Genomic DNA, 24656 nt, shown 5'->3' on the forward strand with positions numbered 1-24656 from the left:
GTCCTCATTCCTTCATGTCCCAGGCCTTGAGGCTGTTCTCGTGTTTCATCAGATCGACCACCCGGCAGTCGCCGCACATCGACAGGCGGGCGCGCTCGGCATCGGAAGCGAACATCGAATGGCCGGCGAGGCGGGCGATCATGGCCTGGATCATCGGCGCGGCACCCATCGGCTTGCCGCAGCTGGTGCAGTGGAAGATGTCCGCCTCGCGCAGCGGCCGGGCGCGCCGCGCGGCGTCGTCGAGCAGCAGGCGCGGCTGCAGGCTGAGCGCGGTTTCCGGACAGGAGCTGACGCACAACCCGCACTGCAGGCAGTTCTTCTCGATGAAGTCGAGCCGGTAGCTGTCGCCCGCCGCGCGCAACGCGCCGGCCGGACAGGCGCCGGTACAGGCCATGCACAAGGTACAGGCTTCGGTGGCGAGCACCTGGCCGAAAGGCGCGCCGGCCTTGAGTTCGATCTGCGCCGGCAGGCCGCCCTCGGCGCGGGCGGCGGGCGCCTCGGCGATCAGGTGGCGCAGCGCGAGATCCAGGGTTTCGCGCTTCTTCGGCAGCAGGCGGAAGCTCGCCGCGCGCGCCACCCCGGCAGCCGGTACCCAGTCCCACAGCGCGGTTTCGAGCTGGCGCCAGTCGTCGGCGTCCATCGCCTCGATGATGCGCAGGTGTTCGCCGCTGTAGCCGAGGCCGGCGAGGATGGCCGCGCCGTGGCCGGCCTGGGCCTTCAGCGGTGCGGCGTCGTGGCTGCCGGCGGCAAGCACCGCCACCTGACAGGCGCCGAGCGCGACGCTGCCGAGCAGCAGGTCCAGCCCGATCGCGTCGGCGCTCCACACCTCGACCGGAATCACCCGCGCCGGCAGACCGCGGCCACGGCGGGCAAGGCGTTCGATCAGCTTGCCGCCGGCCTCGGCCGAGTGGAACAGCACGCAGGCATCGCGGCCGCCGGCGGCGGCGTATTCGGCAAGCAGGGTCTTGACCTGCAGGCCGAGGTCGGCGACGCGCGGATACTGGAAGGCGAGCGCGCCCGACGGGCACACCGTGCTACAGGTGCCACAGCCCTTGCACAGGTAGGGATCGACCGCGATGACGTTGCCGTCGGCGCGGATCGCCTCGGTGGAACAGACCTCGATGCAGTTGTTGCAGCCTGGCTTCTTCGCGCGGCTGTGGGCACAGAGGCCGGCTTCGAAGGCGACGTAGCGCGGCTTCTCGAACTCGCCGACGAATTCGCCGAGCGCCTGCACCGCCAGCGCCTGATCGAAGGGGTCGCGGCCGGGCGCAGCGTAGCCGTCGGGGTATTCGACGCGCTTCAGCAGCGGCTCGGCGCAAAGGTCCAGCACCAGGTCGAAGCGCTCGCGGCGCGCGGTGTCGCGGCGGGCAAAGTCGATCGCACCGATCTCGCCACAGGCGGCAACACAGGCGCGATGGCCGGCGCAGCGGCCGAGATCGACCTGCAGGTCGTAACCGATCGCGCCTTCCGGACAGGCCTTGACGCAGGCATGGCAGCGCACGCACAGATCGAGGTCGATCGGGTTGTGCTGCTCCCAGGCGAGTTCGAAGGCGCCGAGATGGCCGGTGAGCAAATGCGGTCGTCCGCTCCACACCGGGTAGGCGTTCTGCGCCGGCAGCTCGACCTCGCCGGCGCGTTCGGTGATCAGCACCGACACCTCGAAGCTGGCCGCCAGCCGTTCTGCCCAGCCAAGGGCGACGCCGGCTTCGCCGACGATCAGCAGGCCGCGGCCGGCCTTGATCTGCACACCCGGCACCGGCTCGATCTCCGGCAGCGCGGTAGCGGCTGCGATCAGGGCGGCGAGCTTGGGCGCGGCCTGCGCCGACTCGGCCGACCAGCCGGCGGTTTCGCGCAGGTTGAAGAAACGCAGCGGACGGGTGGCACCCGCCTCGGCGGCGAGTTCGCCGAACAGCGCGGTCTCCTGGGTACAGGACACCGCGACTTCACAGCCGGCGGCGAGGTCGGCTTCCAGCACAGGCAGTTCCCGGCCGCACAGCGCATGATGCACCGGCAGCGCGGCGTCACCGCCGGCCGCGGCCCTGGCCGCCTCGTCGAGGGAATAGCTGTGGTTGCAGTCGCAGAGCCTGATCTGTTTGCCGGAGTCGCGCATCTAACCGTGTCCTGGGTAACCCAGAAGACTTAGCACGAGGCAGGCCAGGAACTACGGAACGATCAGACCCCATAAAAACCGAAATGGCGCGCTAAAACGCAACCAAGACGGCAACGAGGACAAAATGTCTATCACTCGCCAATATGTCTCATCTGCGCAAAATGTTGCGTTGCCGCAAAACCGGCGGGGTTTGACGGCGAAAGCCGGCAGCTGAAGCGCTTCCTACGGACGGGTATGAAGCGGGGTGCGGTCTACCCACTCCCTCCAAAGAGGTGAGGACGGGATTGGGCGGCGACTGCTCGCCGCCGGCCGAACGACGGTGCCGCCTGACACCCGCTATGAGGCCGGCCCGTTTTGCCCCCTCCCCTTCAAGGGGGTGAAGCTGGGGGCTTCGGCAAGCACTGCTTGCCGTCAGCTGAGCGACGACGCGAAGCGGAGGCTACCGGGCTGGGGTGGGGATGGCGTCAGGTGCAGCGCGCACTTCAACCCCATCCCCCTCCTAACCTCCCCCTTGAAGGGGGAGGGACTACAACCGGCCGGGCCCCGAAGCGAGCGTGCTACCTCAAGAGTCACTACGGCTCTAGGCCGACTCAGCCTGGCCGTTGAGAACCCGGACCGCGGGCGGCAAGCGTCTCCGGCGCGTCCGGGTCGGCTTCTGCTTCTGCATCGCCCTCAACCGCTCCCGCTCCCTCATCCGCCGCCTCGACACTGACCGGCGCGGCCGCGCCGACGTCGACAGCAGACGCCTCCTCGGCCTCCACCCCGCCATGCTCCATCAGCAACTCCTGCGCGTGCCGCAGCCGCGCCAGCACGTCCGGCGGAATCGGCGCGGACACCGAGTAGTCGTCGATGTAGATATCGAGCCCGTCCATGACGTTGAAGTGCGGATCGCTGAACAGCTTCTTCAACGCCTGGCGCCGCAGGGCTTCGCCGACCTCGTCCTTGAGATAGGCGGTGAAGTCGGATTCGAGCGTCAGCGCCTCGGGCGGAGGCAGCGCCTCGCCGGGCGCCAGCGTGGGCGGCAGCGCGGCGTCGGCAGCGGCTGCCCCGGGGGGTGCGGACGGCGTCGCCGCGGGTACGGGCTCGGGCACCGTCGCAGGCGCGGCCGGGGGCACGCTGCCCTCGCCGCGCTTCAGCCGCGACCAGCGCGCGAGGAAACGCCCGCCACTCATTGCCGCCCTCCCTCGCCGGCACGGTTCTGCGCCAGCGGGTCGTTGCGCCGCACCTTCTTGCGCGGCGCGGGCTTGTAGTGGGTATTGACGAAATCTCCCACCCAGTCGGCGATCTCGCGCGACATCGGTACGCCATCCACCTGCTCGCCGGAATCGAGCCAACGCGCCGCTTCGCCGTAGCTGGCCGACACCGCCACCGGCAGCGCGACCTCGCCTTCCTTGCGCCACATCACGAACACCTTGGGCACCGGCGAACTCATGTTGAGGAAATAGTTGTCGGCCTCGTCGCGGAACAGTTCGAGCGCGAAGCCGCCAACCAGCCACTGATCGCGGTCGGTCTCGGCGAGGATCTGGCGCGGTGCCGCCGCAGCGCCGGCACCGTCGAACGCAGGGACCGCGCCGACCGCTTCCCAGGCCTCGTCCACCCAGCGGTTCTGCAGGCGGCGGCGCTCCATGATCACGGCGAGGGGGAACTGTTGCATGGGAGAAATCCTGACGGCGGCGGGTTGCGTTTACAGCATACGTCAGCCCTGGCCGCGCCGACACGTCGGCAAACCCGCCCGGCCGTTGCGGGTGGCGCGCATGGCCGGGGGCGCCGAAGCCGCTACAATCCGCCGCATTCTCCTACTGCCGCAGACCATGGCCCCACCCTCCTACCGTCCCGTCCTGAGCCAGGCCAGCCGTCCGCTCACGGTCACCATCCCGGCGGTGAACGAGCACGGCGAAAGCGTGCCCACCGCGATCGCCGGCGAGCATCCGCTGACGATCTACGTCGACAAGCGCGAGATCGTCACGCTGATGACGCTGGGCGCCGCGCCCGAGGCGCTGACCCTGGGCTGGTTGCGCAACCAGCGCCTGGTGCGCACGCTGGAGGACATCGTGGCGGTGCAGGTGGACTGGGAGGTGAACGCGGTGGCGGTGACCACCCGTCACGGCCTGCAGGACGCCGACGAACGCCTGGGCAGCCGCACCGTGACCACCGGCTGCGGGCAGGGCACGGTGTTCGGCGGGCTGATGGACGAGATCGACAGCATCCGCCTGCCGGCGACGCGCACGCTGTCACAGGCGACGCTGTACGCCCTGATGGACGCGGTGCGCCACCACGAATCCATCTACAAGCAGGCCGGCGCGGTGCATGGCTGCGCGCTGGCGCAGGCACGGCCGGACGGCTGCGAGATCCTGATGTTCGTCGAGGATGTCGGCCGCCACAACGCGGTGGACGCGATCGCCGGGCGGATGTGGCTGGACGGCCTCGAAGGCGGCGACAAGATCTTCTACACCACCGGGCGGCTGACCTCCGAGATGGTGATCAAGACCGCGCAGATGGGCATCCCTTTCCTGGTGTCGCGCTCCGGGCTCACGCAGATGGGCTGGGACATCGCGCGCCGCATCGGCATCACCATGATCGGCCGCGCCCAGGGCAAGCACTACCTGCTGTTTTCCGGCGAGGAGCACTTCACGCGATGAGCACGCACAACGCGAATACGGCCGCCGGCCAGACCGGCATCACCGGGGTGCTGCTGGCCGGCGGCCAGGGCAGCCGCATGGGCGGGGTCGACAAGGGTCTGGTCGAACTCGCCGGCCAGCCGATGGCCGCCCACGTGCTCGCGCGGCTCGCGCCCCAGGTGGACGAAATCATCATCAACGCCAACCAGAACCCGGAGGCGTGGGCGGCCTTCGGCTACCCGGTGTTCGGCGACGACATTCCCGGCTATGCCGGCCCGCTTGCCGGCCTGCACGCGGCGCTCGCCCGCGCCAGCCATCCGCTGGTGGCGACGGCGCCCTGCGATTCGCCCTTCCTGCCGGCCGATCTGGTCGGCCGCCTGCATGCCGCACTGCTGGCCGCGGATGCGCAGCTCGCGGTGGCCAAGACCTTCGACCAGGCGCACCCGGTGTTCTGCCTGTGCCGGCGCGATCTTGCCGATCACCTGCTCGCCTTCCTGCAGGGCGGCGGACGCAAGATCGACCGCTGGTACGGCACGCTGGCGGTGGTGGAAGTCGCCTTCGACGATGAAGAGGCGGCCTTCCGCAACATCAACACCCGCGACGAGCTGGCCGCGGCCACCGCGGAACTGCCCCGGGCCCGGACCGAGCGTGGCCGCTGAGCGGGAAGTCGCGCCCGGGGCGGAGGCCGAGGGCCCCTGCCTCAACGCGCGCGAGGCGGCGGCATGGCTGCAGCTCAACGAGAAAAAGCTCTACGAACTCGCCAACAAGCGCGACATTCCCGCGGTGCGGATCGGTGGCAAGTGGCTGTTTCCGCGCGCGCTGCTGCTCGAATGGCTGCATGAGCAGGCCCACGGCGGCGTGCTCACCGACCGGCTGCTGATCAGCGGCAGCGACGACCCCTTGCTGAGCGCGGCCGTCGGCGCACTGGCCGCCGACCTCGGCAGCGAAGCCTGCGTGGCCTACAGCCCGACCGGGACTCTGGCCGGGCTGGAACTGCTGGCGCGCCGCCGCACCAACGTCTGCGCGCTGCACTGGGGCAGCGTGGAAACCAGCGCGACGCAGCACGCGCTGCTGCTGCGCCGCTTCGCCCAGCACCCGCAATGGACGCTGCTGCGCCTGGCGCACCGCGAACAGGGCGTGATCCTGCGCCGCGGGCTGGAGGTGGACGGCATCGAAACGCTGGCGGCATTCGACTACCGCTGGGCGATGCGCCAGCACGGCGCGGGCTCGCGCCACTTTCTCGAATCCGCCCTCGCCAGCCGCGGCTTCCGGCCCGAGGACTGCACCGTGGTGGCCGAGGCGCGCTCCGAGCGGGAAGCCGCCGGCATCGTGGCGCGCGAAGAGGCGGACTGCGCCCCCGGTACGCGCGCGGCGGCCGCGGAGTTCGGCCTCGGCTTCGTCGCGCTGGGATGGGAGGCGTTCGATCTCGCGCTGCCACGCGAAATCCTGTTCCGCGACCTGTTCCAGCGCCTGCTCACCCGCTACGGCGGGGCCGAGATGCAGGCACTGGCGGGACGGCTGGGCGGCTACGACCTGGCGCCGCTGGGACGGCTGGTCGCGGCGGGCTGAGGGCCGCGGCTTTCAGCGCGCGGCCGGAAGGGCGAAGAAGGCTTCGATGAAGTCCGCCACCGCCGCGGGGTCGTTGATGTCGAGTTGCGGCAGCGGGGTGGGCAGCGCGACGTCGGTCGCGACCGCGACGATGTCGGCGTCGTCGGGGTAGAACGCCGGCTCGGTCACCTCCGTACGGCGCACCTCGATCTTCGGAATACGGGCGCGCTTGAAGCCTTCGACCAGCACCAGGTCGCAGGGCGACAGCTTGTCGAGCAGCGCCGTCAGCGGCATTTCGTCCTCGCCGCGCAGTTCGTGCATCAGCGACCAGCGCACGCCGGAGCTGATCAGCACCTCGCGGCAGCCGGCGTGGCGATGGCGCCACGAGTCCTTGCCCTCGTGGTCGATGTCGAAACGATGATGGGCGTGCTTGATCAGCGAGACGACGCGTCCGCGTGCGCTGAGGAGCGCCACCACCTGTTCGACGATAGTGGTCTTGCCGCTGCCGGACCAGCCGGCGAATCCGATGACGTTCATGTTCCGTTGCAGTGGGTGCGGGGTGGGCTGCGTCAGGCGCCGCCGTTGCGCGCCGGCTCTACCGGCTCGACGTGATATTCGGGCTCGGTCAGCAGCCAGACGGTGAAGGCCGCGCCTGCGCCGGGCACGCTTTCCACCGTGATGCGGCCGCCATAGCGCTCGACGAGCGAGTAGCTGATCGACAGTCCGAGTCCGGTGCCCTGCGTCTTCTTGGTGGTGAAAAAGGGGTCGAATATACGCGCGAGATCCTCGTCGCGGATACCCTGCCCGGTGTCGCGCACCGTGACGCATACCCCGCGCGCCACGATTCCGCCCGGCCCGCGCTCGTCCCAGTCCGCGGTGGTCAACGTCAGCGTGCCGCCGGCCGGCATCGCCTGCACCGCGTTGACGATCAGGTTGATCAAGACCTGCTGCAACTCCTGCTCGTTGATCTCGACCAGCCGCAGCGTGCCCGGCTCGTGCCGCACGGTCACGCCCTGGCGCGACAGATGCTGGCGCGTCAGCACCAGGCAATCCGCCAGCACCGTATTCACATCCACCGCGGCGGCATAGCCGGCGAACTCGCCGGGGCGGGCGAACTGCAGCAGCTTGGTGACGATCTTGCGGATGCGGTTGACCTGTTCGTCAATCAGGCGGATCTCGTTCAGCACCGGCGTCGCGTGTTCGCCGAGTTCCTCGCGCAGCAATTCGAGGTTGCCCTGGATGACCGCGGTGGGGTTGCTGATCTCGTGCGCGACGCCCGCGGTCAGTTCGCCGATCGCGGCAAGCTTCTCGGTCATCACCAGCTGGCGCTGCGCGGTGCGCAGTTCCGCGTTGGCGGCCTCGAGGTCGCGCGTGCGTTCGACCACCTTGCGGTCCAGCGACTCGGCCAGTTGCTGCAATTGCTCGCGCTTGCCCGCCAGGGTATCGAGCAGGCGGTCGAACTCGCGCGCGAGCAGGCCGAGTTCGTCGCGGCTGCCCACCTCGCCCACCCGCGCCGCGCCCTCGCCGGCCTCGATGCGGCCGATGGTGCCGTGCATGCGCTCGATCGGGCGGAAGATGCTGCGCGCCCACTGCAGCGACCACACCGCGCCGGCGAGGCTGATCAGCAGGAACAGGCAGAAGATCACCAGCAGCGCCACGGTCTTGGCCACCCGGAATGGCGCCTCGAGAAAGCCGACGTAGAGCATGCCGACGCGCTCGCCGGCGCTGTCGAGCACCGGCTCGTAACCGGACACGTACCAGTCGTTTACCACGAAGGCGGTCTCCAGCCAGGTGTGGCCCTGCTCCAGCACGTGCTCGCGCACCTCGGCCGAAGCGCGCGTGCCGAGCGCGCGTTCGCCGGCGAACAGGCGCACGTTGGTGGCGATGCGGGCGTCGCCGAGAAACAGCGTGGCGGTGCCCTTGCTGCCGAGCGGCAGCGAACCGTCCCGATAGACGATGGCGTTGATCGTATCGACGATCGCGAGATTGCCGTTGAGCAACAGCCCGCCCTCGACCACCGCGACCAGGTTGCCGCGCGCATCCACTACCGGCGCCGCAGCCTGGATCACCATGCCGCGCGTTTCCTCCTCACGGTCGTCGGCGCGCGCACGCGGCGTGTCGCGCAAGGCCAGCCGGGCGCGTTCGCGCAGGGCGGGAGCGATCGCGCCCAGCTCGGCGGCTTCGAACACCTCCACGCCGCTCGCGGCGCCCTCGCGGATCGCGCGCATCACCAGCGGCCAGTGGGCGCGCTCGGCACCGGCTGGCAGGGTGCCGGACGAACGCAGCACGCGGCCGTTCACATCCAGCACGTTGAGATAGTCGAGCCCGCGCTCGCCGCGCACCTGCTCCAGCAGCACCTGCAATTCGCCCGGCACGCCCTGGTGCGCCGCGCCGGGGGCGGAGCGGTCGGCAGACGGCGCTTCGTGCGCAAGCGCCGCGGCGAGCCGGCGCGAATCGGCGAAGCCCTCGACCCGGTTGCCGACGTCGGCGACCACGCGGTCGAAGTACTCGTGCGCGCTGACCAGGTCGCTGCCGACCTTGAAGACCAGCAGCTTGTGGTAGTAGGTGTGGCTCCAGTACCAGGTCAGCCCCATGATGATCGGGAAACCGAGCATCAACGGGGCGAGCACCAGGAACAGCAGCTTGGCGCGGACCGAGCCGGGGAAGTAGTCGAGCAGCGGGCGCAGCAAGCGGGGCAGACGCATCGGGCGGGTCAGTCGCCGCTGCCGGGGGTTGCGGCCTCACCCCATTCGGCGAACTTGCGGTCCAGGGTCTTGCGCGACACCGCCAGCCGGCGCGCGGCCTCTGCCTTGTTGCCGGCGCAGGCTTCGACCACGCGCAAGATGTGGCGCTTCTCCACCTCTTCCAGCGTCAGCTCGAGTTCGCCCGGTGCCGCAGGCGACGGTTCGCGCCGCGCGGGGGCGCCGGTGGCAGCGGGAAAGGCGCCGAGGATCAGCGAACGCTCGACCAGGTTGCGCAGTTCGCGCACGTTGCCCGGCCACGGATAGGCCGCCAGCCGGGTCACCAGCTCGTGCGACAGCGGGAGCGGCGCCACCCCGAGTTGCATCGACAGCAGCGTCATGAAGTGGCTCACCAGGTCCGGGATGTCCTCCACCCGCTCGCGCAGCGCCGGCACCCGCATTTCCACCACCGCGAGGCGGAAATAGAGGTCCTGGCGGAAGCCACCGGCGGCGACTTCGGCGGCGAGGTCGCGATTGGACGCAGCGATGATGCGCACATCGACCGGCACCTCGCGTTCGGTGCCCACCGGCCGCAGCTTGCGCTCTTCCAGCACCCGCAGCAGGCGGGTCTGCATGGCCAGCGGAAGTTCGCTGATCTCGTCGAGGAAGAGCGTGCCGCCATGGGCGTAGTAGAACAGCCCGTTGCGCGTTTCGGTGGCCCCGGTAAAAGCGCCCTTGACGTGGCCGAACAGCTCGGACTCGATCAGCTCGGACGCGATCGCGGCGCAGTTGAGCGGCACGAAGGGCCGGTGCGCGCGCGGGCTCATCTGGTGCAGCGCGCGCGCCGCTACCTCCTTGCCGGTGCCGGATTCGCCCAGCAGCAGCACCGTGCTCGGCATCTGCCCGACGCGCCGGATCAGGCCCCGCAACTGCTGGATCGCGGGCGAGTGGCCGATGAGGCCGAGGAGATCGGTGGAGCGTTCGGCGAGTTCGCGGCGCAGCACGAAATTCTCGCGCGCCAGCCCGGCGCGTTCGAAGCAGCGCTTGATCGAGTTGAGGATCTGATCGACGCGGAAGGGCTTCAGGATGAAGTCCGAGGCCCCCGCGCGCAGCGCGCCGATCGCGGTGTCCATGTCGGCAAAAGCGGTGATCAGGATCACGTCGCCGGCGAAGCCGTGAGCGCGCAGTTCGTGCAGCCATTGCACGCCCGATTTGCCCGGCAGCGCGATGTCCAGCACCAGCAGGTCGAAGTGCAGCCGGGCCATCAGCGCCTCCGCCTGCTCGACGCCGGCGGCGGCCTCGACCAGCCCGCAACGCCGTTTCAGCGTGCGTTCGAGGAAGTTGCGCATGCCTTCCTCGTCATCGACGATGAGGATGGAATGGGCCTGCCAGTTGAATTCTGCGCTGTCGCCGCCGGCTGCCGCCGCTGCAGTCTCGTGCTGCATGCTGTCTCCTTGCCGCCCCGCCCTCGTGCTGCCGATCGCAGCCTCAGAACGGTTTCATCACCACCAGGAACACTACCGCGAACAGGACCAGCACCGGCACCTCGTTGAACACGCGGAACCACACATGGCTGCGCGTATTGCGGCCGGCGGCGAAGTCACGCATCAGCTTGCCGCAGTACAGGTGATAAGCGACGAGCCCGAGCGTCAGCGCGATCTTGGCGTGCAGCCAGCCGCCGGCAAAGCCGTAGCCCAGCGCCAGCCACAGGCCGAGCCCGACCGCGAGGATGCCGAGCGGGGTCATGAAGCGGTAGAGCTTGGTCTCCATCAGCGCCAGACGCTCGCGCGTGGCGGCGTCCTCCACCATGGCGTGATTGACGAACAGGCGCGGCAGGTAGAACAGCCCGGCAAACCAGCTCACGACAAACGCGATGTGCAGCGACTTCAGGACCAGCATCGGCAATGCTCCGGGGATCAGGCGGTGGGCGCCGGCAGCGCACGCAGCGCATCGGCAACGGTGGGATAGCGCAGACGCACGCGCAGTTCGGTGTGGATGCGGCGGTTGGCCAGCCGGCGCGATTCGGACATGAAGGACAGCGTCAAGGGCGACAGCCGCGACGCGATCTCGGCCCGGCGGCAGCGCGGCGGACGCGGCAGGCCGCAGGCATCGGCCACCGCGTCGAAGTAGTCGGCCATCTTCAGCCGGCCGTCATCGACCGCGTTGTAGACCCGTCCCGGCCGCCCGCGAAACAGCGCGGCAAGCGCCAGCCGGGCGAGGTCGTCGGCGTGGATATGGTTGGTCCACACGTCGTCCGCTGCGGCGAGCACCGGATCGCCACGGCGCAGGCGCTCCAGCGGCAGGCGGTCGGCGGCGTAGATGCCGGGCGCGCGCAGCACGCCGACGACCGCGCCGGTGCGACGACCGAAAGCGCGCAGCCTGCGCTCCGCATCCACGCGCCGCAGGGCGCGCGCGGTCGTGGCCCGGCAAGGCGCGGTTTCGTCCACTTCGGCCCCGGCACAATCGCCGTAAACCCCTGTCGTACTTATGTATATCAGGTGCTGTGGTAGACTCCGGCGCTTCGCCAGCGCCGCCAACAGGCGGGCCGTGCGGGGGTCTCCATCGCCTTCGGCCGGCGGCGGCGCAAAGTGCAGCACGGCATCGGCCACGCCGGCGAGGCGGTCGAGGCTCGCGCGATCGTCGAGGTCGCCGCGCAGCGGCACCGCGCCAAGCGCGCGCAGCTCGGCCGCGGCTTCGGGCCGGCGCGCGAGTGCGAACACCCGCATGCGGCGCGCCAGCCACGGAATCGCGCGGCGGGCGACGTCGCCGCTGCCGACAACAAGTATTCTTTTCATTACTGCATTATCTCACGCACCATGCCGCATCAGATTTCGCTCCAGCCCGGTGGCCAGACCTTTACCGCCGGAGAAGACCAGACCGTGCTCGAAGCCGCGCTCGCCGCCGGCCTGTTGCTGCCCTACGGCTGCCGCGATGGCGCCTGTGGCGCCTGCAAGGGCAAGGTGGTGAGCGGCGAGGTGCGCCTGGGCAGCCACTCGCCCGGCGCGCTGAGCGCCGCCGATGCCGCTGCCGGACTCACGCTGTTCTGCCGCGCCCACGCCTGCAGCGACCTGGTGCTGGAGGCGCGCAACGTCAGCCGCGCCGGTGACATCCCGGTCAAGAAGCTGCCGGCGCGCGTGCAGAAGCTGGAACTCGCCGCGCCCGACGTGATGGTGATCGAACTCAAGCTGCCGGCGAGCGAACCCTTCCAGTTCCGCGCCGGCCAGTACATCGACATCCTGCTGGCGGACGGCCAGCGCCGCAGCTTCTCGATCGCCAACGCGCCCGAGGGCGCGGACCACGTCGAACTGCATGTGCGCCGCATCGACGGCGGACGCTTCACCGGCCAGGTGTTCGAGACCATGAAGGTGCGCGACATCCTGCGCTTCGAAGGCCCGCTCGGCACCTTCTGGCTGCGCGAGGACGACGCCCGTCCGATCGTCATGGTCGGCGGCGGCACCGGCTTCGCCCCGTTGAAGGGCATCATCGAGCACTGCATTGCAGCCGGCATCCAGCGCCCGATCACGCTCTACTGGGGCGCGCGCAACCGGGCCGGCCTCTACATGGACGAACTCGCGCGCGGCTGGACACAGCAGCTGCCGGGCTTCCGCTATATTCCGGTGCTGTCCGAGGCCACCGCGGAAGACGCGTGGAGCGGTCGCAGTGGTCTCGTCCACGCCGCGGTGCTCGAAGACTTTGCCGACCTCTCCGGCCATGCGGTGTACGCTTGCGGCGCGCCGGCCATGATCGAGGCCGCGCGCACCAGCCTCACTGCAGAGCGCGGCCTGGCGGGCGAGCACTTCTTCGCCGACGCGTTCACCTTCGCCACTCCGACCTGAACAAGAAAACGAGCCACGCATGAGCCAGACCGCCCTCCTCACCCGCGAACCGGTCGTCAACAAGAGCCGGGCCATCACGGCCAACCGCATCGTGGCCCACGGCCCCAACATCGCGGCGGTGGTGGAGACGCTGGACGGGCTTACCGACGTGTGGCCGGCTCACCATCCCGTGTTCGTCAGCCTCGGCCGCCTGGTGCCGACGCCCGAACTGCTGGAGTGGGAGGTGCCGCAGAACGCGATGATCGAAATCCCCGCGCAGGCGCTGGCCCACCCGCAGACCCAGGCGCTGCTGCCCAAGCTGCAGGAAGCCGGCATCAGCGTGTGCCTGCCCTGGTTCGTGCCCGGCACCGCGCTGCCGGCCGGCATCGACTGGCGCTTCGTGCTGATGGATGCGCGCAAGCATCCATCGCCGTCCGGCTCCCCGGGGCTGACGCTGGCCTGGGGACTGGCCGACGTCAACGCCTTCCGCAGCGCGGTGGGCGCGGGCTACGACGGCGCCTCCGGCTGGTTCTTCCTGCACGGCAACCCGCCCGCGAAAGAACTGCAGCCGGGTCACGCCCAGCTCGTCCGCCTGCTCAACCTGGTGCGCAACAACGGCGAAATCCGCGACATCGAAGCGGTGCTGAAGCAGGACGTGGCGCTGTCCTACAAGCTGCTGCGCTACATCAACTCCGCCGGTTTCGGCCTGATGTGCGAAATCCAGTCCTTCCGCCACGCGGTCAGCATCCTCGGCTACCAGGCGCTCAACAAATGGCTGTCGCTGCTGCTCGTCACCGCCAGCCGCGACCCGGGCGCCCCCGCGATGATGCAGACCGCGATCGCGCGCGGCCGCTTCATGGAGGAAGTGGGCGCTTCGTTCTTCGACAAGAGCGAGCGCGACAACCTCTTCATCACCGGCGCTTTCTCGCTGCTGAACGTGCTGCTCGGCACCTCGATGCAGAGCCTGCTCGACGAGATGCACCTGCCGCCCGCGGTCTCCGACGCGCTGCTGCACGACCAGGGCGAGTTCGCCCCCTTCCTGCGCCTCGCGCGCCAGTGCGAGAACTTCGACAGCACCGCGCTTGCCAAGGCGGCGGACGAACTGCACCTGCCGCACGAGCAGATCAACCGCGCCCAGCTCGTCGCGCTCGGCTTCGCCGACAGCCTGCAGGCCTGAGCGCGGCGGTTTCCGCCACGCGGAGACCGCACGCGACTTCGGTCACATCCCTGTCGCCCGGCGCCGGCTAGAATCGGCTGCAAAACAACGACTTCGGCGCCGGCCGCCAGGATGACCTCCAACCCTCCCCGCGTTCTCAGCCCGCGTCCGCGCGCCGCCAACGCCAGCGCCATCCTGGCCCTGCTGGGGCATGGGCTGCCCGCGTGGGGCGAGGTCGCGCTGGTGGCCGCGCGCGACCCGGCGCTGTGCCTTGCGCTGCTGTCCGCCTCCCCGCTGGCTGGCGGCAAGGGCCTGGAGGATGGCCTCAACTCGGCGCTGCAAACCCGCCTGGAAACGCTCGGCGCCGATCTCCTGCGCGCGTGGCTGTGCCACACCGAAAGCGCCAGCGGCCGCGCCGACGCCGCCGTGCTGCTGACGGCCGAATGCGCGCTCCATCTCGCGCTCGAAACGCGTTACCCCCGCCCCGACGAAGCCTACCTCGCCGGCCTGTGGCTGACGCCCTCGACGTTCTGCCTGCCCGCCCAGGCCGCCGACGCCGACGTCCCCCTGCTGCCGGCCGATCAAGCAGCGGCGCGGCACGTGCTCCACGCCGCAATCGCCGAGGCCGCCGGGCGCTGCGGGCTTTCGGCCGCGGTCCGCGATGTGCTGGAGGCGGGCCAACTGCTGGACGAGCAAGCTGCCCGGGCGCATCCGCTGCTGCGCATCGTGCACGCCGCGCGCCTGCTGGCGAGCGAATCGTGGCCGCGGCACCTGCCGGCCATCGAGGCGCTGACCCGGCTGGACTCCGCGGCGCTGCGCAGCCTGCGTACCGACGTTGGCTACATCGTCGCCGGCCACGCGGCCTACCCGCCCGCCGCCGTCCGCCCCGAGGGCCAGGCCCTGCCCGTCATCGTGGCGGCCGACCCTGCCGATGCCTTTCACGCGGCGGCGCTGCGCGGCCTGATCCTCGCGGCCTTTGCCGAACTGGACGAAAGCGCGGTGGCGCCGCGCGCGGCGCTGGCCACCCGCCTGCTTGCCGGACGCGACCTGCCCTTGGTCGCACTCGCGGGCGAGGACGGCTGCTTTCAGGCGGTGCTTGGCCCCGACCTCACCCGGACCGCCTTCAACGAACTGGCGCTCGCCGAAGACGACCCCGCCAGTTGCATTGCGCTCGCCGCCCGCAGCGGGCGCGCCGCCGCCTTTGCCGACAACGCCCAGGGGCCGGCACGCAGCGTGGCGGACTGGCAGGTCGCGCGCTGGCTGGGCGGGCGCGGTTTCGACTGCCTGCCGCTGGCGGTGGGCGGCCGCTTCGGCGTGGCGATGGTCGCCATGGAGCCGGACGCCGACGGTGCCGCCAGCACGCGCTGGCTGCTCACCGAGCTGCTCGGTGCGGCGAGCAGGCGACTGCGCGAACACCACGCGGCGCGCGAGGCCAGCGCGGCGCGCGAAGCCGCCCTGCGCGGCCGCTTCCACGCCCATGCCCGGCGCATTGCGCATGAAGCAGCCAATCCGCTGACGGTCATCCGCACGCGGCTGGACATGCTGGGCCAGCAGCAGGCGGCCGGCAGCGCGCTGCACGGCGAGGTGGCGCTGCTGAATACGGAACTCGATCGCGTCGCCCGGCTGTTGCGCGGCGCCGGCGAACTGCCCGCCGACGAAACCGAGCTGGCGCGCTGCAACCTGACCGAACTGCTGCTGGAAATGCGCACGATGTATGCCGACACGCTGTTCACCGCGAAGGGCATTACGTTCGAACTACGCGCGGCCAGCGGCGTACCACCCGTGGCGATCCCGCCCTCGGCGCTGCGCCAGGTGCTGCTGAACCTGTTCCGCAATGCCGCGGAGGCCTTGCAGCCCGGCGGCCGGCTGGCGGTGGCGCTAGCGGGTCAGGCCAATGCAAACGGGCGCAGCTGTGCGGAAATCCGCCTGGTGGACAATGGCCCCGGGCTGCCGGAGGACCGGCTCGCCGACCTCTTCGCGCCGCGCCCCAGCACCAAGGGAGGCAGTCATCAAGGCGTGGGGCTCAGCGTCGTCCGCGACATTCTCGCGCAATGGAACGCCTCTATCCTTTGTCGGAGCCAGAGCGGCGGCGGAACGAGCTTCCAGATCTTTGTTCCGCTGGAACAAAGGCCCTGATTTGTAGCAATATTCATCTCACAAGACCCATAACGCGACCCGACCTCCAGGGGGCTCATGGTTATTCCAGCAGACCAGCCGTTCCAGGTGCGCTCCGAGCAGACCTCGCCGGCACCGGAACTCGTCTGCCGCATCCTCGTCGTGGACGACGATCCTGCGCTGCGGCAATCGCTCCCGCGGGCCCTCGCCCGCAATGGGCGCAAGTTTTCCGAAAGCGATACCGTGGCCGGCGCCATCGCGCTGCTCGAACGCGAGCCGTTCGACCTCGTGCTGCTGGACTATCGCCTGCCCGACGGCACAGGACTCGCGGTGCTCGACTGGCTCGCGCAGCATCAGCGCGAGGAAGCGGTGATCATGATCAGCGGTGAAGACGCCCTCGACGCCGCGATCGGCGCGCTGCGCGGCGGCGCCGACGACTACCTGCGCAAGCCCTACCACGTGGCGCAGCTGCAGCGCGCGGTGGAAAGCGCGCTGCACAAGGCGGCGCTGGAGCGCGCGAACCGCGCGATGAGCCAGCGCCTGCGCACCTCCGAGCGCCTGCATCGCTACCTGGTCGAAAGCTCCCCCGACCTGATCTTCACGCTCGACGCCGAAGGCCGCTTCAGCTACCTCAATCCACGCGTCAAGGCGCTGCTCGGCTACGACCGCAACGTGCTGATGCGGCGCCCGTTCACCACGCTGGTGATGCCGGAGGATGTCGATCGCATCGCCACGCTGCTGTACGCCCCGGTCGCCGGCCCGGGCGAGAGCTTCCACGTCGAGCTGCGGCTGCGCCGCAACCGCGAGCTGCTCGCCGGCGACAGCCCGGAGTGGATCACCGTCGCGCTCACCGGCATCCCGATGCCGGCGCGCGAGGACGGGCGTCGCGGCGGCGGCCTGTACGGGGTGGCGCGCGACATCTCCGAACGCAAGCGCGCCGAGGAGATCATCTCCTTCCAGGCCTACCACGACCAGCTCACCCGTCTGCCCAACCGGGTGCTGTTCAAGGACCGCCTCGAACTCGCGATCGCGCAGGCGCAGCGCCGCACGGGCGCACTCGCGGTGATGTTCATCGACGTCGACCGCTTCAAGCTGGTGAACGACACCTTCGGCCACGCCGAGGGCGACATGCTGCTGCGCGGCATCGCTGCCCGCCTCGCGGGCACGCTGCGGCGGGGCGACACGCTGGCGCGCCTGGGCGGGGACGAATTCACCGTGCTGCTGCCCGACATCAACGGCCCGCAGGACGCCGAGGTCATCGCGCGCAAGATTCTCGACTCGCTGTCGGCACCGTTCCCGCTCAGCCACGGCGACTTCCGTGCCACGGCCAGTATCGGCATCGCGCTGTTCCCGCGCGACGGCGATGGCGCCGAGGATCTGACCCGCCATGCCGACATTGCGATGTACCAGGTCAAGCGCTCCGGCAAGAACGGTTTCCGCTTCTTCGACATCGCACTCAACTCGCACTACCGCGAGCGCATCGTGCTGGAGAACGATCTGCGCACTGCGCTGGAGCGGCGCGAGTTCGAGCTGCACTACCAGCCCCAGATCAGCCTGACCCAGCACCGGGTGGTCGGCATGGAAGCGCTGCTGCGCTGGAACCACCCCAACCTCGGGCTGGTCAGCCCGGCCACCTTCATTCCGGTGGCCGAGGAGATGGGCCTGATCGGCGACATCAGCCGCTGGGTGCTGGAAGAGGCCTGCGGCCAGCTTGCGCGCTGGCGCGAGGCCGGCCACAACGACTTGCGGATGTCGCTGAACCTGTCGCCGCACGACTTCGACAGCCAGGACGTGGTGACGATGGTGACCGAATGCGTGGAACGCCACCGGCTGCCACCGTCGCAGCTGGAACTGGAGATCACCGAGAGCATGATGATGCAGGACGCCGCCGGCGTTGCCGCCAAGGTGCGCGGGCTGCGCGAGGCGGGGCTGAGCGTGGCGATCGACGATTTCGGCACCGGCTATTCGGCGCTGGCGTATCTGCAGAAGTTTCCCGTCAGCACGCTGAAGATCGACCGCAGTTTCGTGCGTGAGCTGGAAGGGCCCAATACCAACCCGATCATCTCGGCGATCACCGGTATCGCGCGCGGTTTCGGCCTGCAGTTGATCGCGGAAGGGGTGGAGCGTTCGGAGCAGGCGGAAACGCTGCGCACCCTGGGCTGCGACGTGATGCAGGGTTTTCTGTATGCACGCCCGGCGCCCGCGGCCGAGGCGACCGCCTGGCTCTACGACGCACCGGACGCCTCGGCGCTGCACTGAACCCGCCCGCGCGCGGGTCGCGGCCCTGGCGGGTGTGCGGATGCACGTTTCCGCCTCGAAGCGGTTTATGTTGAGGACGCCTGAGCGCGGGCGTCCGAGGAATGGCGCCCAACCAAAAACAAAAAGGCCGGCATGCTACGCCGGCCTTTTTACATTCGCCCCACTGGCGGGCGGGGACTTGCTTACTTCTGGCTCAGGATCCAGTCGACCAGCTTCTTGGCTTCGTCGGCATTGACCTGCGGGTTGGGGGGCATCGGAACCTGGCCCCAGACGCCAACACCGCCCTTCTGCACCTTGGTCGCGAGCATTGCGGCAGCGTCCTTCTGGCCGGCGTACTTGGCAGCGACTTCCTTGTACGCGGGACCGACCAGCTTCTTGTCCACCGCGTGACAGGCCAGGCAGTTCTTGGCCTTGGCGAGGTCGGCATTGGCAAAGGCGGGCGCGGCGGACAGGAGACCGGCGGCGACGGCGGCGGCGACGAACACTTTCATATTCTCTTCCTCTCGTTGTGTGTGATTACACGCGGGCGATACTACCCCCAAGGGTGGCGCTTTGCCTACCGAGGGGGCGCCCCGGCGCCGGAGGATGCGTAACGCGGCGTGTCGTTGCGGGCACGCGGCGGGCGAAGCTCAGCCGGCGTGGGGCCGGAGCAGGCCCTGGGTTTCGATGAAGGCGATGATCTCGGCGAGCCCTTGTCCGGTCTTGAGGTTGGAGAAGATGAAGGGGCGCTCGCCGCGCATCTTCCGGGCGTCGCGGTCCATGACTTCGAGCGAGGCGCCGACCATGGGGGCAAGGTCGATCTTGTTGATGACGAGCAGGTCGCTCTTGGTGATGCCCGGGCCGCCCTTGCGCGGGATCTTGTCGCCGGCGGAAACGTCGATGACGTACAGCGTGAGGTCGGAGAGTTCGGGCGAGAAGGTGGCGGCGAGGTTGTCGCCGCCGGATTCGACGAAGATGATTTCGAGCCCGGGAAAGCGCTGGTTGAGGCGGTCGACGGCTTCGAGGTTGATCGAGGCGTCTTCGCGGATGGCGGTGTGCGGGCAGCCGCCGGTTTCGACGCCGATGATGCGGTCGGGGGCGAGCGCTTCGTTGCGGACGAGGAACTGGGCGTCTTCGGCGGTGTAGATGTCGTTGGTGACGACGGCGATGTTGTACTTGTCGCGCAGGGCGCGGCAGAGCGCGAGGGTGAGCGCGGTCTTGCCGGATCCGACGGGGCCGCCGATGCCGACACGCAGGGCTTGGGATTGGGTCACGGGGTTTTGCTCCGGATACGGGATAGGTCGGGTTTAGAAGCGGGCCAGTGTCGCCCGGGCTATGTGTTTGGTTCGTCGACTCGCACGGCAAGGCGGATTCTGGCGTCCGGAAACCGGTGCGCACCACCGCCGGCCGCGCCGGGTATTCCCTCCGCAGGCTGCGGAACTCGCTTCGCTCGGACAGTCCTCGCCGGCTCCACGAATACCCGACACGTCCGGCTTGACCTCAGCGCGGGTCCGAATCCTGCCTCATGATCTGAACAGCCGGGTGTACTGGGTTTCGTGCCGGCTGCTGGCGATCGCCAGGCCGGGCGTGAAGTTGCTCCATTCCGCTTCCGGCAGGCGCTGCGCGGCCTCCACCAGCGCCGGCACCGCGGCGCCGAGATCGGCGAGCAGGCGCTGGCCGGCGCTCTGGCCGAGCGGCACCGCCTTCACCGCCGCCATCACCTGGTTTTCCAGCCAGGCCCAGAGGTAGGCGGAAAGCGCTTGGTCTGCGGGAATCTGCCAGGCCGCGGCGGCAGCGGTCCAGGCCACCGGGAAAGCCGGCGTGTCGAGCGCGACGAGCCGCGCCTTCCAGCCGGGCAGGCCGGCGAAGGCGTCGAGGTCGGCGAGCAGGCGGACCAGCGAATAGCCCATCTGCACGGTCTCGGCGCGCAGTTCGGAGGTTTCGCGGCTGGCGAGGAAGTCCTCGTTGAGACGGGCCACTTCGGCGTCGTCGCCGTCGGCCCACGCTGCCACCAGACCCGCGACCAGCGGGGCCTCGAAGCGGGCGAGGCTCCATTCCAGCACGTCGCCGATCCAGCGCCGGGCGTCGGCCTCGGTACGCACCGTGCCGCATTCCACCGCCCACTCCAGCCCTTGTGAATAGGTGTAGGCGCCGACGGGCAGCGCGGGGCTGGCGAGTTGCAGCAGGCGGATCAGGGGCAGCAGGCCGCCGCCGGCTGCGCTCACTGGCCGCCCATCATGTGGATGCGCGCGCCACTGCCGTCGCCCGGGTGCTGGTGGCCGTGGGCGTAGGCGCCGGCTTCGGGTTCGAAGGGCGCGCGCAGCGGCAGCACTTCGGCACCGAGCCCGATCAGCATGCCTTCGAGCACATGGTCGGCCTGGATGCGCAGCCAGCCGTCGCCGAGTTCGACCGCGACGTGGCGGTTGCCGAGGTGGTAGGCGGCGCGGGCGAGTTCGAGCGGGTCGGCGCAGCGCACTTCGAGCAGGTCTTCCGGTGCGGCGACGACTTCGACGACGCGGCCGTCGCGCGCCTGGAGCTTCTGCCCGCCGCGCAGGACGGTGCCGCGCGGCAGGAAGAGGCCGACTTCGTCACCGCTGGCGAGCTTGGCGCGCAGGCGGCTCTTGGTGCGGTAGCCGAAGTCGAGTTCGAGCTGGTCGGTGGCGGCACGCACGCCTTCGTAAAACGATTCGATCAGGAGCATGGGGGTGTCTGCGGCAGCGGAGTCGGAGGGTTCCACGAGCATCATGATCCCCCGCGTCAGAACAGGAAATAGCGCTGCGCCATCGGCAACTCGCTGGCCGGTTCGCACACCAGCAGTTCGCCGTCGGCGCGCACCACATAGGTTTCGGGGTCGACGTCGATCGCCGGGGTGGCGCCGTTGTGCACCATGTCGGCTTTCTGCACGGTGCGGCAGCCCTGCACCGCCACCAGCGGCTTGGACAGCTGCAGCGCGGCCACCGCCGGGTTGGCGAGCGCGGCCTGCGACACGAAGGTCACCGAGGTCTTGAGCGCCTTGCCGTAGCTGCCGAACATCGGCCGGTAGTGCACCGGCTGCGGGGTCGGGATGGAGGCGTTGGCGTCGCCCATCGCCGCGGCGGCGATCATGCCGCCCTTGAGGATGAGGCTGGGCTTGACGCCGAAGAACGCCGGCTTCCACAGCACCAGGTCGGCGAGCTTGCCCTCCTCGATCGAGCCGACCACGTGCGCAATGCCGTGGGTGATCGCCGGGTTGATGGTGTATTTGGCGATGTAGCGCTTGATGCGGAAGTTGTCGTTGCCCTTGCCGGCATCCTCCGCGAGCGCGCCGCGCTGCACCTTCATCTTGTGCGCGGTCTGCCAGGTGCGGATGACGACTTCGCCGACGCGGCCCATTGCCTGCGAGTCGGACGACATCATCGAGAACGCGCCGGTGTCGTGCAGGATGTCCTCGGCGGCGATGGTCTCGCGGCGGATGCGCGATTCCGCGAAGGCGACGTCCTCGGCAATCGCGGGGTCGAGGTGGTGGCACACCATCAGCATGTCGAGATGCTCGTCGATGGTGTTCACCGTGTAGGGCCGGGTCGGGTTGGTGGAGGACGGCAGCACGTTGGCCTGTCCCACCGCCTTGATGATGTCCGGCGCGTGGCCGCCGCCCGCGCCTTCGGTATGGAAGGTGTGGATGGTGCGGCCCTTGAAGGCGGCCAGCGTGGTCTCGACGAAGCCGGATTCGTTGAGCGTGTCGGTGTGGATGGCGACCTGCACGTCCATCTCGTCGGCCACGGTCAGGCAGTTGTCGATGGCTGCCGGGGTGGTGCCCCAGTCTTCGTGCAGCTTGAGGCCGATGACGCCGGCCTCGACCTGCTCCTTGAGCGGCCCCGGCAGGCTGGCGTTGCCCTTGCCGAAGAAGCCCATGTTCATCGGGAAGGCGTCCGCCGCTTCCAGCATGCGGTGGATGTGCCACGGCCCCGGCGTGCAGGTGGTCGCGTAGGTGCCGGTGGCCGGGCCGGTGCCGCCGCCCAGCATGGTGGTGACGCCGCTCATCAGCGCCTCGTCGATCTGCTGCGGGCAGATCCAGTGGATGTGGCTGTCGATGCCGCCGGCGGTGAGGATCATGCCTTCGCCGGCGATGACCTCGGTGCCGGCGCCGACCGGAATGGTGACGCCCGGCTGGATGTCCGGGTTGCCGCCCTTGCCAATCTTCCAGATGCGGCCGTCCTTGAGGCCGACGTCGGCCTTCACGATGCCGGCCACCGCGTCGACGATCAGGGCGTTGGTGATGATCGTGTCGGCGATCTCGGCGGCGAGCTGCTGGCCCTGGCCCATGCCGTCGCGGATGACCTTGCCGCCGCCGAACTTCACTTCCTCACCGTAGATCGTGTAGTCCTTCTCGACCTCGATGATCAGCTCGGTGTCGGCGAGGCGGAGCTTGTCGCCGGTGGTGGGGCCGAACATTTCCGCATAGGCGCGTCGGGTGATTTTGGCCATGTCAGAGCGCTCCCATGACATCGCCGTTGAAGCCATACACCTTGCGCGCGCCGGCGAGCGCGACCAGTTCGACCGTGCGCGCCTGGCCGGGCTCGAAGCGCACCGCGGTGCCGGCGGCGATGTTGAGGCGGAAGCCGCGCGCCGCGGCGCGGTCGAAGGCGAGCGCGGCGTTGGTTTCGGCAAAGTGGTAGTGCGAACCCACCTGGATCGGGCGGTCGCCGGTGTTGGTCACCGACAGCGTCAGCGTGGCGCGGCCGGCATTGAGTTCGATGTCGCCGTCGGCCGGCAGGATTTCACCTGGAATCATCGCGTTTTCCTTGTTGTTCGTTGGCGCGGCGTCAGCCGCCACGGGCGCCAAAGCGGTAGTCGCGCCCGGCGCGCTGCGGCTTGGCGTCGTCGTTGGCGGGCGCCGCGGCCGGTGCCGGCATCTGCAGCGCCCGCAGCCGCTCGCGCAGGCGGATCACCATCAGCAGCAGGTCCTCGTCCTCGGCGCGGTCCTCGACTTCGCGCAGCAGCTTTTCGGCGTAGCTGGCGTCATCGACCAGCGCGGCCAGATCGACCGCCATGTCGATGCTGCGCCGCACCTGCAACTTGAAGCGGGCCAGCAGTCTTGCGGTTTCGAGTTCGATTTCGCTCATGTTCTCCCCTGTCGGATGCGGCAAGTGCGGAAAATCGGTGGTGGCGTCAGACGATCGGGTTATGCACGGTGACCAGCTTGGTGCCGTCCGGGAAGGTGGCCTCGACCTGGATCTCGGGAATCATCTCGGCGATGCCGTCCATTACGTCCTCGCGGCTCAGGAGGGTGGCGCCGTAGCTCATCAGCTCGGCAACGCTGCGGCCATCGCGCGCGCCTTCGAGGATGGCGCAGGTGATGAAGGCGACCGCCTCCGGGTAGTTGAGCTTGAGGCCGCGGGCCTTGCGGCGCTCGGCCAGCAGGCCGGCGGTGAAGATCAGCAGCTTGTCCTTCTCGCGTGGCGTCAGTTCCATTGTTGTTCCTCTTGTGCGCGCGGGCCGGCCGCCCGCGCCGGGTCAGGTGTGCCAGATGCGCGGCAGCGTCGCCGCGCGGCCGGCGAGCGGCGGACGCAGCAGCGTCCACAGCCGGTTGAACCAGTTGCGCCCGGGTTCGCAGGCGGGGCCGCGGTAGCGCGCCACCAGCAGGCCGGGCAGCAGCGTCGCCGCGCCCTCGCCGGCCTCCGCCGGGACCTCACGGCAGGCTTCGAGCAGCGCTGCGTCCACCGTTTTCGCCGCCACCAGCAGGGTGGCCGTTACCGGCCACCCTGCCAGCCCGACCGGCGAATCGAGCAGCACGCCGCCGCCTTCGACGCGGCCGCGCTCCAGCCACAGCGTGCGGCCGTCGCGGCGGATGCGGGTGCGCATCGCGAAATCCCCGCGGGTGTAGCGCTCGCCCGCACCACTGCGGCCGAAGCAGGTCATCTCGCTGCCGATGAAGACGCCGTCGCCGGCAATGTCCACCTCGGTGGCGAGATCGCCGGCAGCGCCGTCGTAGACGATGCTTTCCTGCGGCAGCCATTCGCACACCGCGCCGTCGCCGACCGCGATGCGCTGGACCAGACTGCCGCGCGCGCCGGCGCTGCGATACCACTTGCCGGCACCCGGCGTGGTGAGCAGCGCATGGGCGCCGGCGCCGAGGCCGACGTCGATGCGCAGCGCGTCGCCGCCGACGATGCCCGCCGGCGGATGCACCACGATGGCATGGCAGACGCCGTCGCCCTCCGGGTACAGCGCGCGCTGCACCACCAGCGGACCGACGTGGCGGCGGGTGGCGAGCACGGTGCGCGCGCCGCGGCGTTCGAAACCAAGGGACAGCGCCGCCTGCCAGCCCGGCTGGGCAGCATGCAAGGCGCGCAGATCGCTGACTGCATTCATGTCGAAATCGTTAGCAAGCGCTGT

General features: G+C 69.7%; 24 protein-coding genes. 7 read left to right on the forward strand and 17 right to left on the reverse strand.

Going from position 1 to position 24656, the window contains the following annotated elements; all coding sequences use genetic code 11:
- Positions 1 to 4 precede the first annotated feature (4 nt).
- From dqs_RS17890 to dqs_RS17900, 3 genes are all read right to left on the reverse strand, one after another.
- The gene (locus dqs_RS17890) at positions 5 to 2110 is read right to left on the reverse strand and encodes a 4Fe-4S binding protein (protein WP_065341302.1); all 2106 of its coding nucleotides are present in this window, start codon (positions 2108 to 2110) and stop codon (positions 5 to 7) included.
- Positions 2111 to 2700: 590 nt separating this feature from the next.
- Positions 2701 to 3282 (reverse strand): DUF3306 domain-containing protein, encoded by a 582-nt coding sequence (locus dqs_RS17895; protein ID WP_065341303.1) that lies wholly within the window; start codon positions 3280 to 3282, stop codon positions 2701 to 2703.
- Positions 3279 to 3764, reverse strand: a complete 486-nt coding sequence (locus dqs_RS17900) for a DUF3305 domain-containing protein (protein WP_065341304.1) — start codon at positions 3762 to 3764, stop codon at positions 3279 to 3281. The genes dqs_RS17895 and dqs_RS17900 overlap by 4 nt, the downstream gene beginning before the upstream one ends.
- Positions 3765 to 3921: 157 nt before the next feature.
- On the opposite strand from dqs_RS17900, the gene dqs_RS17905 reads away from it, so the two are divergent.
- The 3 genes from dqs_RS17905 to dqs_RS17915 are packed head-to-tail and all read left to right on the forward strand — an operon-like array spanning position 3922 to position 6297.
- Positions 3922 to 4749: a formate dehydrogenase accessory sulfurtransferase FdhD gene (locus dqs_RS17905; RefSeq protein ID WP_041643982.1), complete on the forward strand. Its 828-nt coding sequence runs from the start codon at positions 3922 to 3924 to the stop codon at positions 4747 to 4749.
- Positions 4746 to 5387, forward strand: coding sequence for a molybdenum cofactor guanylyltransferase MobA (gene mobA, locus dqs_RS17910; protein ID WP_065341305.1), 642 nt, complete (start codon positions 4746 to 4748; stop codon positions 5385 to 5387). The genes dqs_RS17905 and mobA overlap by 4 nt, the downstream gene beginning before the upstream one ends.
- On the forward strand, positions 5377 to 6297 hold the full coding sequence (locus dqs_RS17915) for a helix-turn-helix transcriptional regulator (protein WP_065341306.1): 921 nt from the start codon (positions 5377 to 5379) through the stop codon (positions 6295 to 6297). The genes mobA and dqs_RS17915 overlap by 11 nt, the downstream gene beginning before the upstream one ends.
- A gap of 12 nt (positions 6298 to 6309) precedes the next feature.
- Here dqs_RS17915 and mobB read toward each other — a convergent pair whose 3' ends face one another.
- Genes mobB through dqs_RS17940 form a run of 5 tightly spaced genes read right to left on the reverse strand, consistent with a single transcriptional unit; the run spans position 6310 to position 11752 of the window.
- The gene (gene mobB / locus dqs_RS17920; RefSeq protein ID WP_065341307.1) at positions 6310 to 6813 is read right to left on the reverse strand and encodes a molybdopterin-guanine dinucleotide biosynthesis protein B; all 504 of its coding nucleotides are present in this window, start codon (positions 6811 to 6813) and stop codon (positions 6310 to 6312) included.
- A 32-nt stretch (positions 6814 to 6845) separates the two neighbouring features.
- Positions 6846 to 8981, reverse strand: a complete 2136-nt coding sequence (locus dqs_RS17925) for a sensor histidine kinase (RefSeq protein WP_065341308.1) — start codon at positions 8979 to 8981, stop codon at positions 6846 to 6848.
- An 8-nt stretch (positions 8982 to 8989) separates the two neighbouring features.
- A complete protein-coding gene (locus dqs_RS17930; RefSeq protein WP_065341309.1) occupies positions 8990 to 10402 on the reverse strand; it encodes a sigma-54-dependent transcriptional regulator in 1413 nt (470 codons plus the stop codon).
- Between the two features lie 43 nt (positions 10403 to 10445).
- Complete coding sequence (locus dqs_RS17935; protein WP_011767216.1) at positions 10446 to 10856, reverse strand: CopD family protein; 411 nt, start codon at positions 10854 to 10856, stop codon at positions 10446 to 10448.
- Positions 10857 to 10873: 17 nt separating this feature from the next.
- Complete coding sequence (locus dqs_RS17940) at positions 10874 to 11752, reverse strand: NAD-dependent epimerase/dehydratase family protein (RefSeq protein ID WP_065341310.1); 879 nt, start codon at positions 11750 to 11752, stop codon at positions 10874 to 10876.
- 21 nt (positions 11753 to 11773) lie between these two features.
- Here dqs_RS17940 and dqs_RS17945 point away from each other — a divergent pair, with 21 nt between their 5' ends.
- The 4 genes from dqs_RS17945 to dqs_RS17960 all read left to right on the forward strand — a co-directional run bounded on the left by dqs_RS17945 (position 11774) and on the right by dqs_RS17960 (position 18302).
- The gene (locus tag dqs_RS17945; RefSeq protein WP_065341311.1) at positions 11774 to 12793 is read left to right on the forward strand and encodes a CDP-6-deoxy-delta-3,4-glucoseen reductase; all 1020 of its coding nucleotides are present in this window, start codon (positions 11774 to 11776) and stop codon (positions 12791 to 12793) included.
- 19 nt (positions 12794 to 12812) lie between these two features.
- A complete protein-coding gene (locus dqs_RS17950; protein ID WP_011767219.1) occupies positions 12813 to 13949 on the forward strand; it encodes an EAL and HDOD domain-containing protein in 1137 nt (378 codons plus the stop codon).
- A 111-nt stretch (positions 13950 to 14060) separates the two neighbouring features.
- Positions 14061 to 16064 carry an ATP-binding protein gene (locus tag dqs_RS17955; protein ID WP_065341312.1) on the forward strand — a complete coding sequence of 668 codons (2004 nt, stop codon included), beginning with the start codon at positions 14061 to 14063 and terminating at the stop codon, positions 16062 to 16064.
- Positions 16065 to 16121: 57 nt separating this feature from the next.
- Positions 16122 to 18302: a putative bifunctional diguanylate cyclase/phosphodiesterase gene (locus dqs_RS17960; protein ID WP_011767221.1), complete on the forward strand. Its 2181-nt coding sequence runs from the start codon at positions 16122 to 16124 to the stop codon at positions 18300 to 18302.
- 182 nt (positions 18303 to 18484) lie between these two features.
- Here the strand turns inward: dqs_RS17960 and dqs_RS17965 are convergent, their stop codons facing one another.
- The 9 genes from dqs_RS17965 to dqs_RS18005 form a co-directional block, all read right to left on the reverse strand.
- Entirely contained in the window at positions 18485 to 18793 is a 309-nt protein-coding gene (locus dqs_RS17965) for a c-type cytochrome (RefSeq protein WP_011767222.1), read from the reverse strand.
- A 138-nt stretch (positions 18794 to 18931) separates the two neighbouring features.
- Positions 18932 to 19555, reverse strand: coding sequence for an urease accessory protein UreG (gene ureG, locus dqs_RS17970; RefSeq protein WP_011767223.1), 624 nt, complete (start codon positions 19553 to 19555; stop codon positions 18932 to 18934).
- 249 nt (positions 19556 to 19804) lie between these two features.
- Positions 19805 to 20506 (reverse strand): urease accessory protein UreF, encoded by a 702-nt coding sequence (locus dqs_RS17975; protein WP_236778703.1) that lies wholly within the window; start codon positions 20504 to 20506, stop codon positions 19805 to 19807.
- Positions 20503 to 20982 (reverse strand): urease accessory protein UreE, encoded by a 480-nt coding sequence (gene ureE, locus dqs_RS17980; protein ID WP_065341776.1) that lies wholly within the window; start codon positions 20980 to 20982, stop codon positions 20503 to 20505. Before ureE ends, dqs_RS17975 begins: the two co-directional genes overlap by 4 nt.
- 56 nt (positions 20983 to 21038) lie before the next feature.
- Positions 21039 to 22745 (reverse strand): urease subunit alpha, encoded by a 1707-nt coding sequence (ureC, locus tag dqs_RS17985; protein WP_011767226.1) that lies wholly within the window; start codon positions 22743 to 22745, stop codon positions 21039 to 21041.
- A gap of 1 nt (position 22746) precedes the next feature.
- Entirely contained in the window at positions 22747 to 23052 is a 306-nt protein-coding gene (locus dqs_RS17990) for an urease subunit beta (protein WP_011767227.1), read from the reverse strand.
- A 31-nt stretch (positions 23053 to 23083) separates the two neighbouring features.
- Positions 23084 to 23383, reverse strand: coding sequence for a hypothetical protein (locus dqs_RS17995; RefSeq protein ID WP_011767228.1), 300 nt, complete (start codon positions 23381 to 23383; stop codon positions 23084 to 23086).
- 46 nt (positions 23384 to 23429) lie between these two features.
- On the reverse strand, positions 23430 to 23732 hold the full coding sequence (gene ureA / locus dqs_RS18000) for an urease subunit gamma (RefSeq protein WP_011767229.1): 303 nt from the start codon (positions 23730 to 23732) through the stop codon (positions 23430 to 23432).
- A 42-nt stretch (positions 23733 to 23774) separates the two neighbouring features.
- The gene (locus tag dqs_RS18005; protein WP_065341313.1) at positions 23775 to 24632 is read right to left on the reverse strand and encodes an urease accessory protein UreD; all 858 of its coding nucleotides are present in this window, start codon (positions 24630 to 24632) and stop codon (positions 23775 to 23777) included.
- Between the last annotated feature and the right edge of the window lie 24 nt (positions 24633 to 24656).

Source organism: Azoarcus olearius, from assembly GCF_001682385.1.
In the GTDB taxonomy this organism is placed as follows: domain Bacteria; phylum Pseudomonadota; class Gammaproteobacteria; order Burkholderiales; family Rhodocyclaceae; genus Azoarcus; species Azoarcus olearius.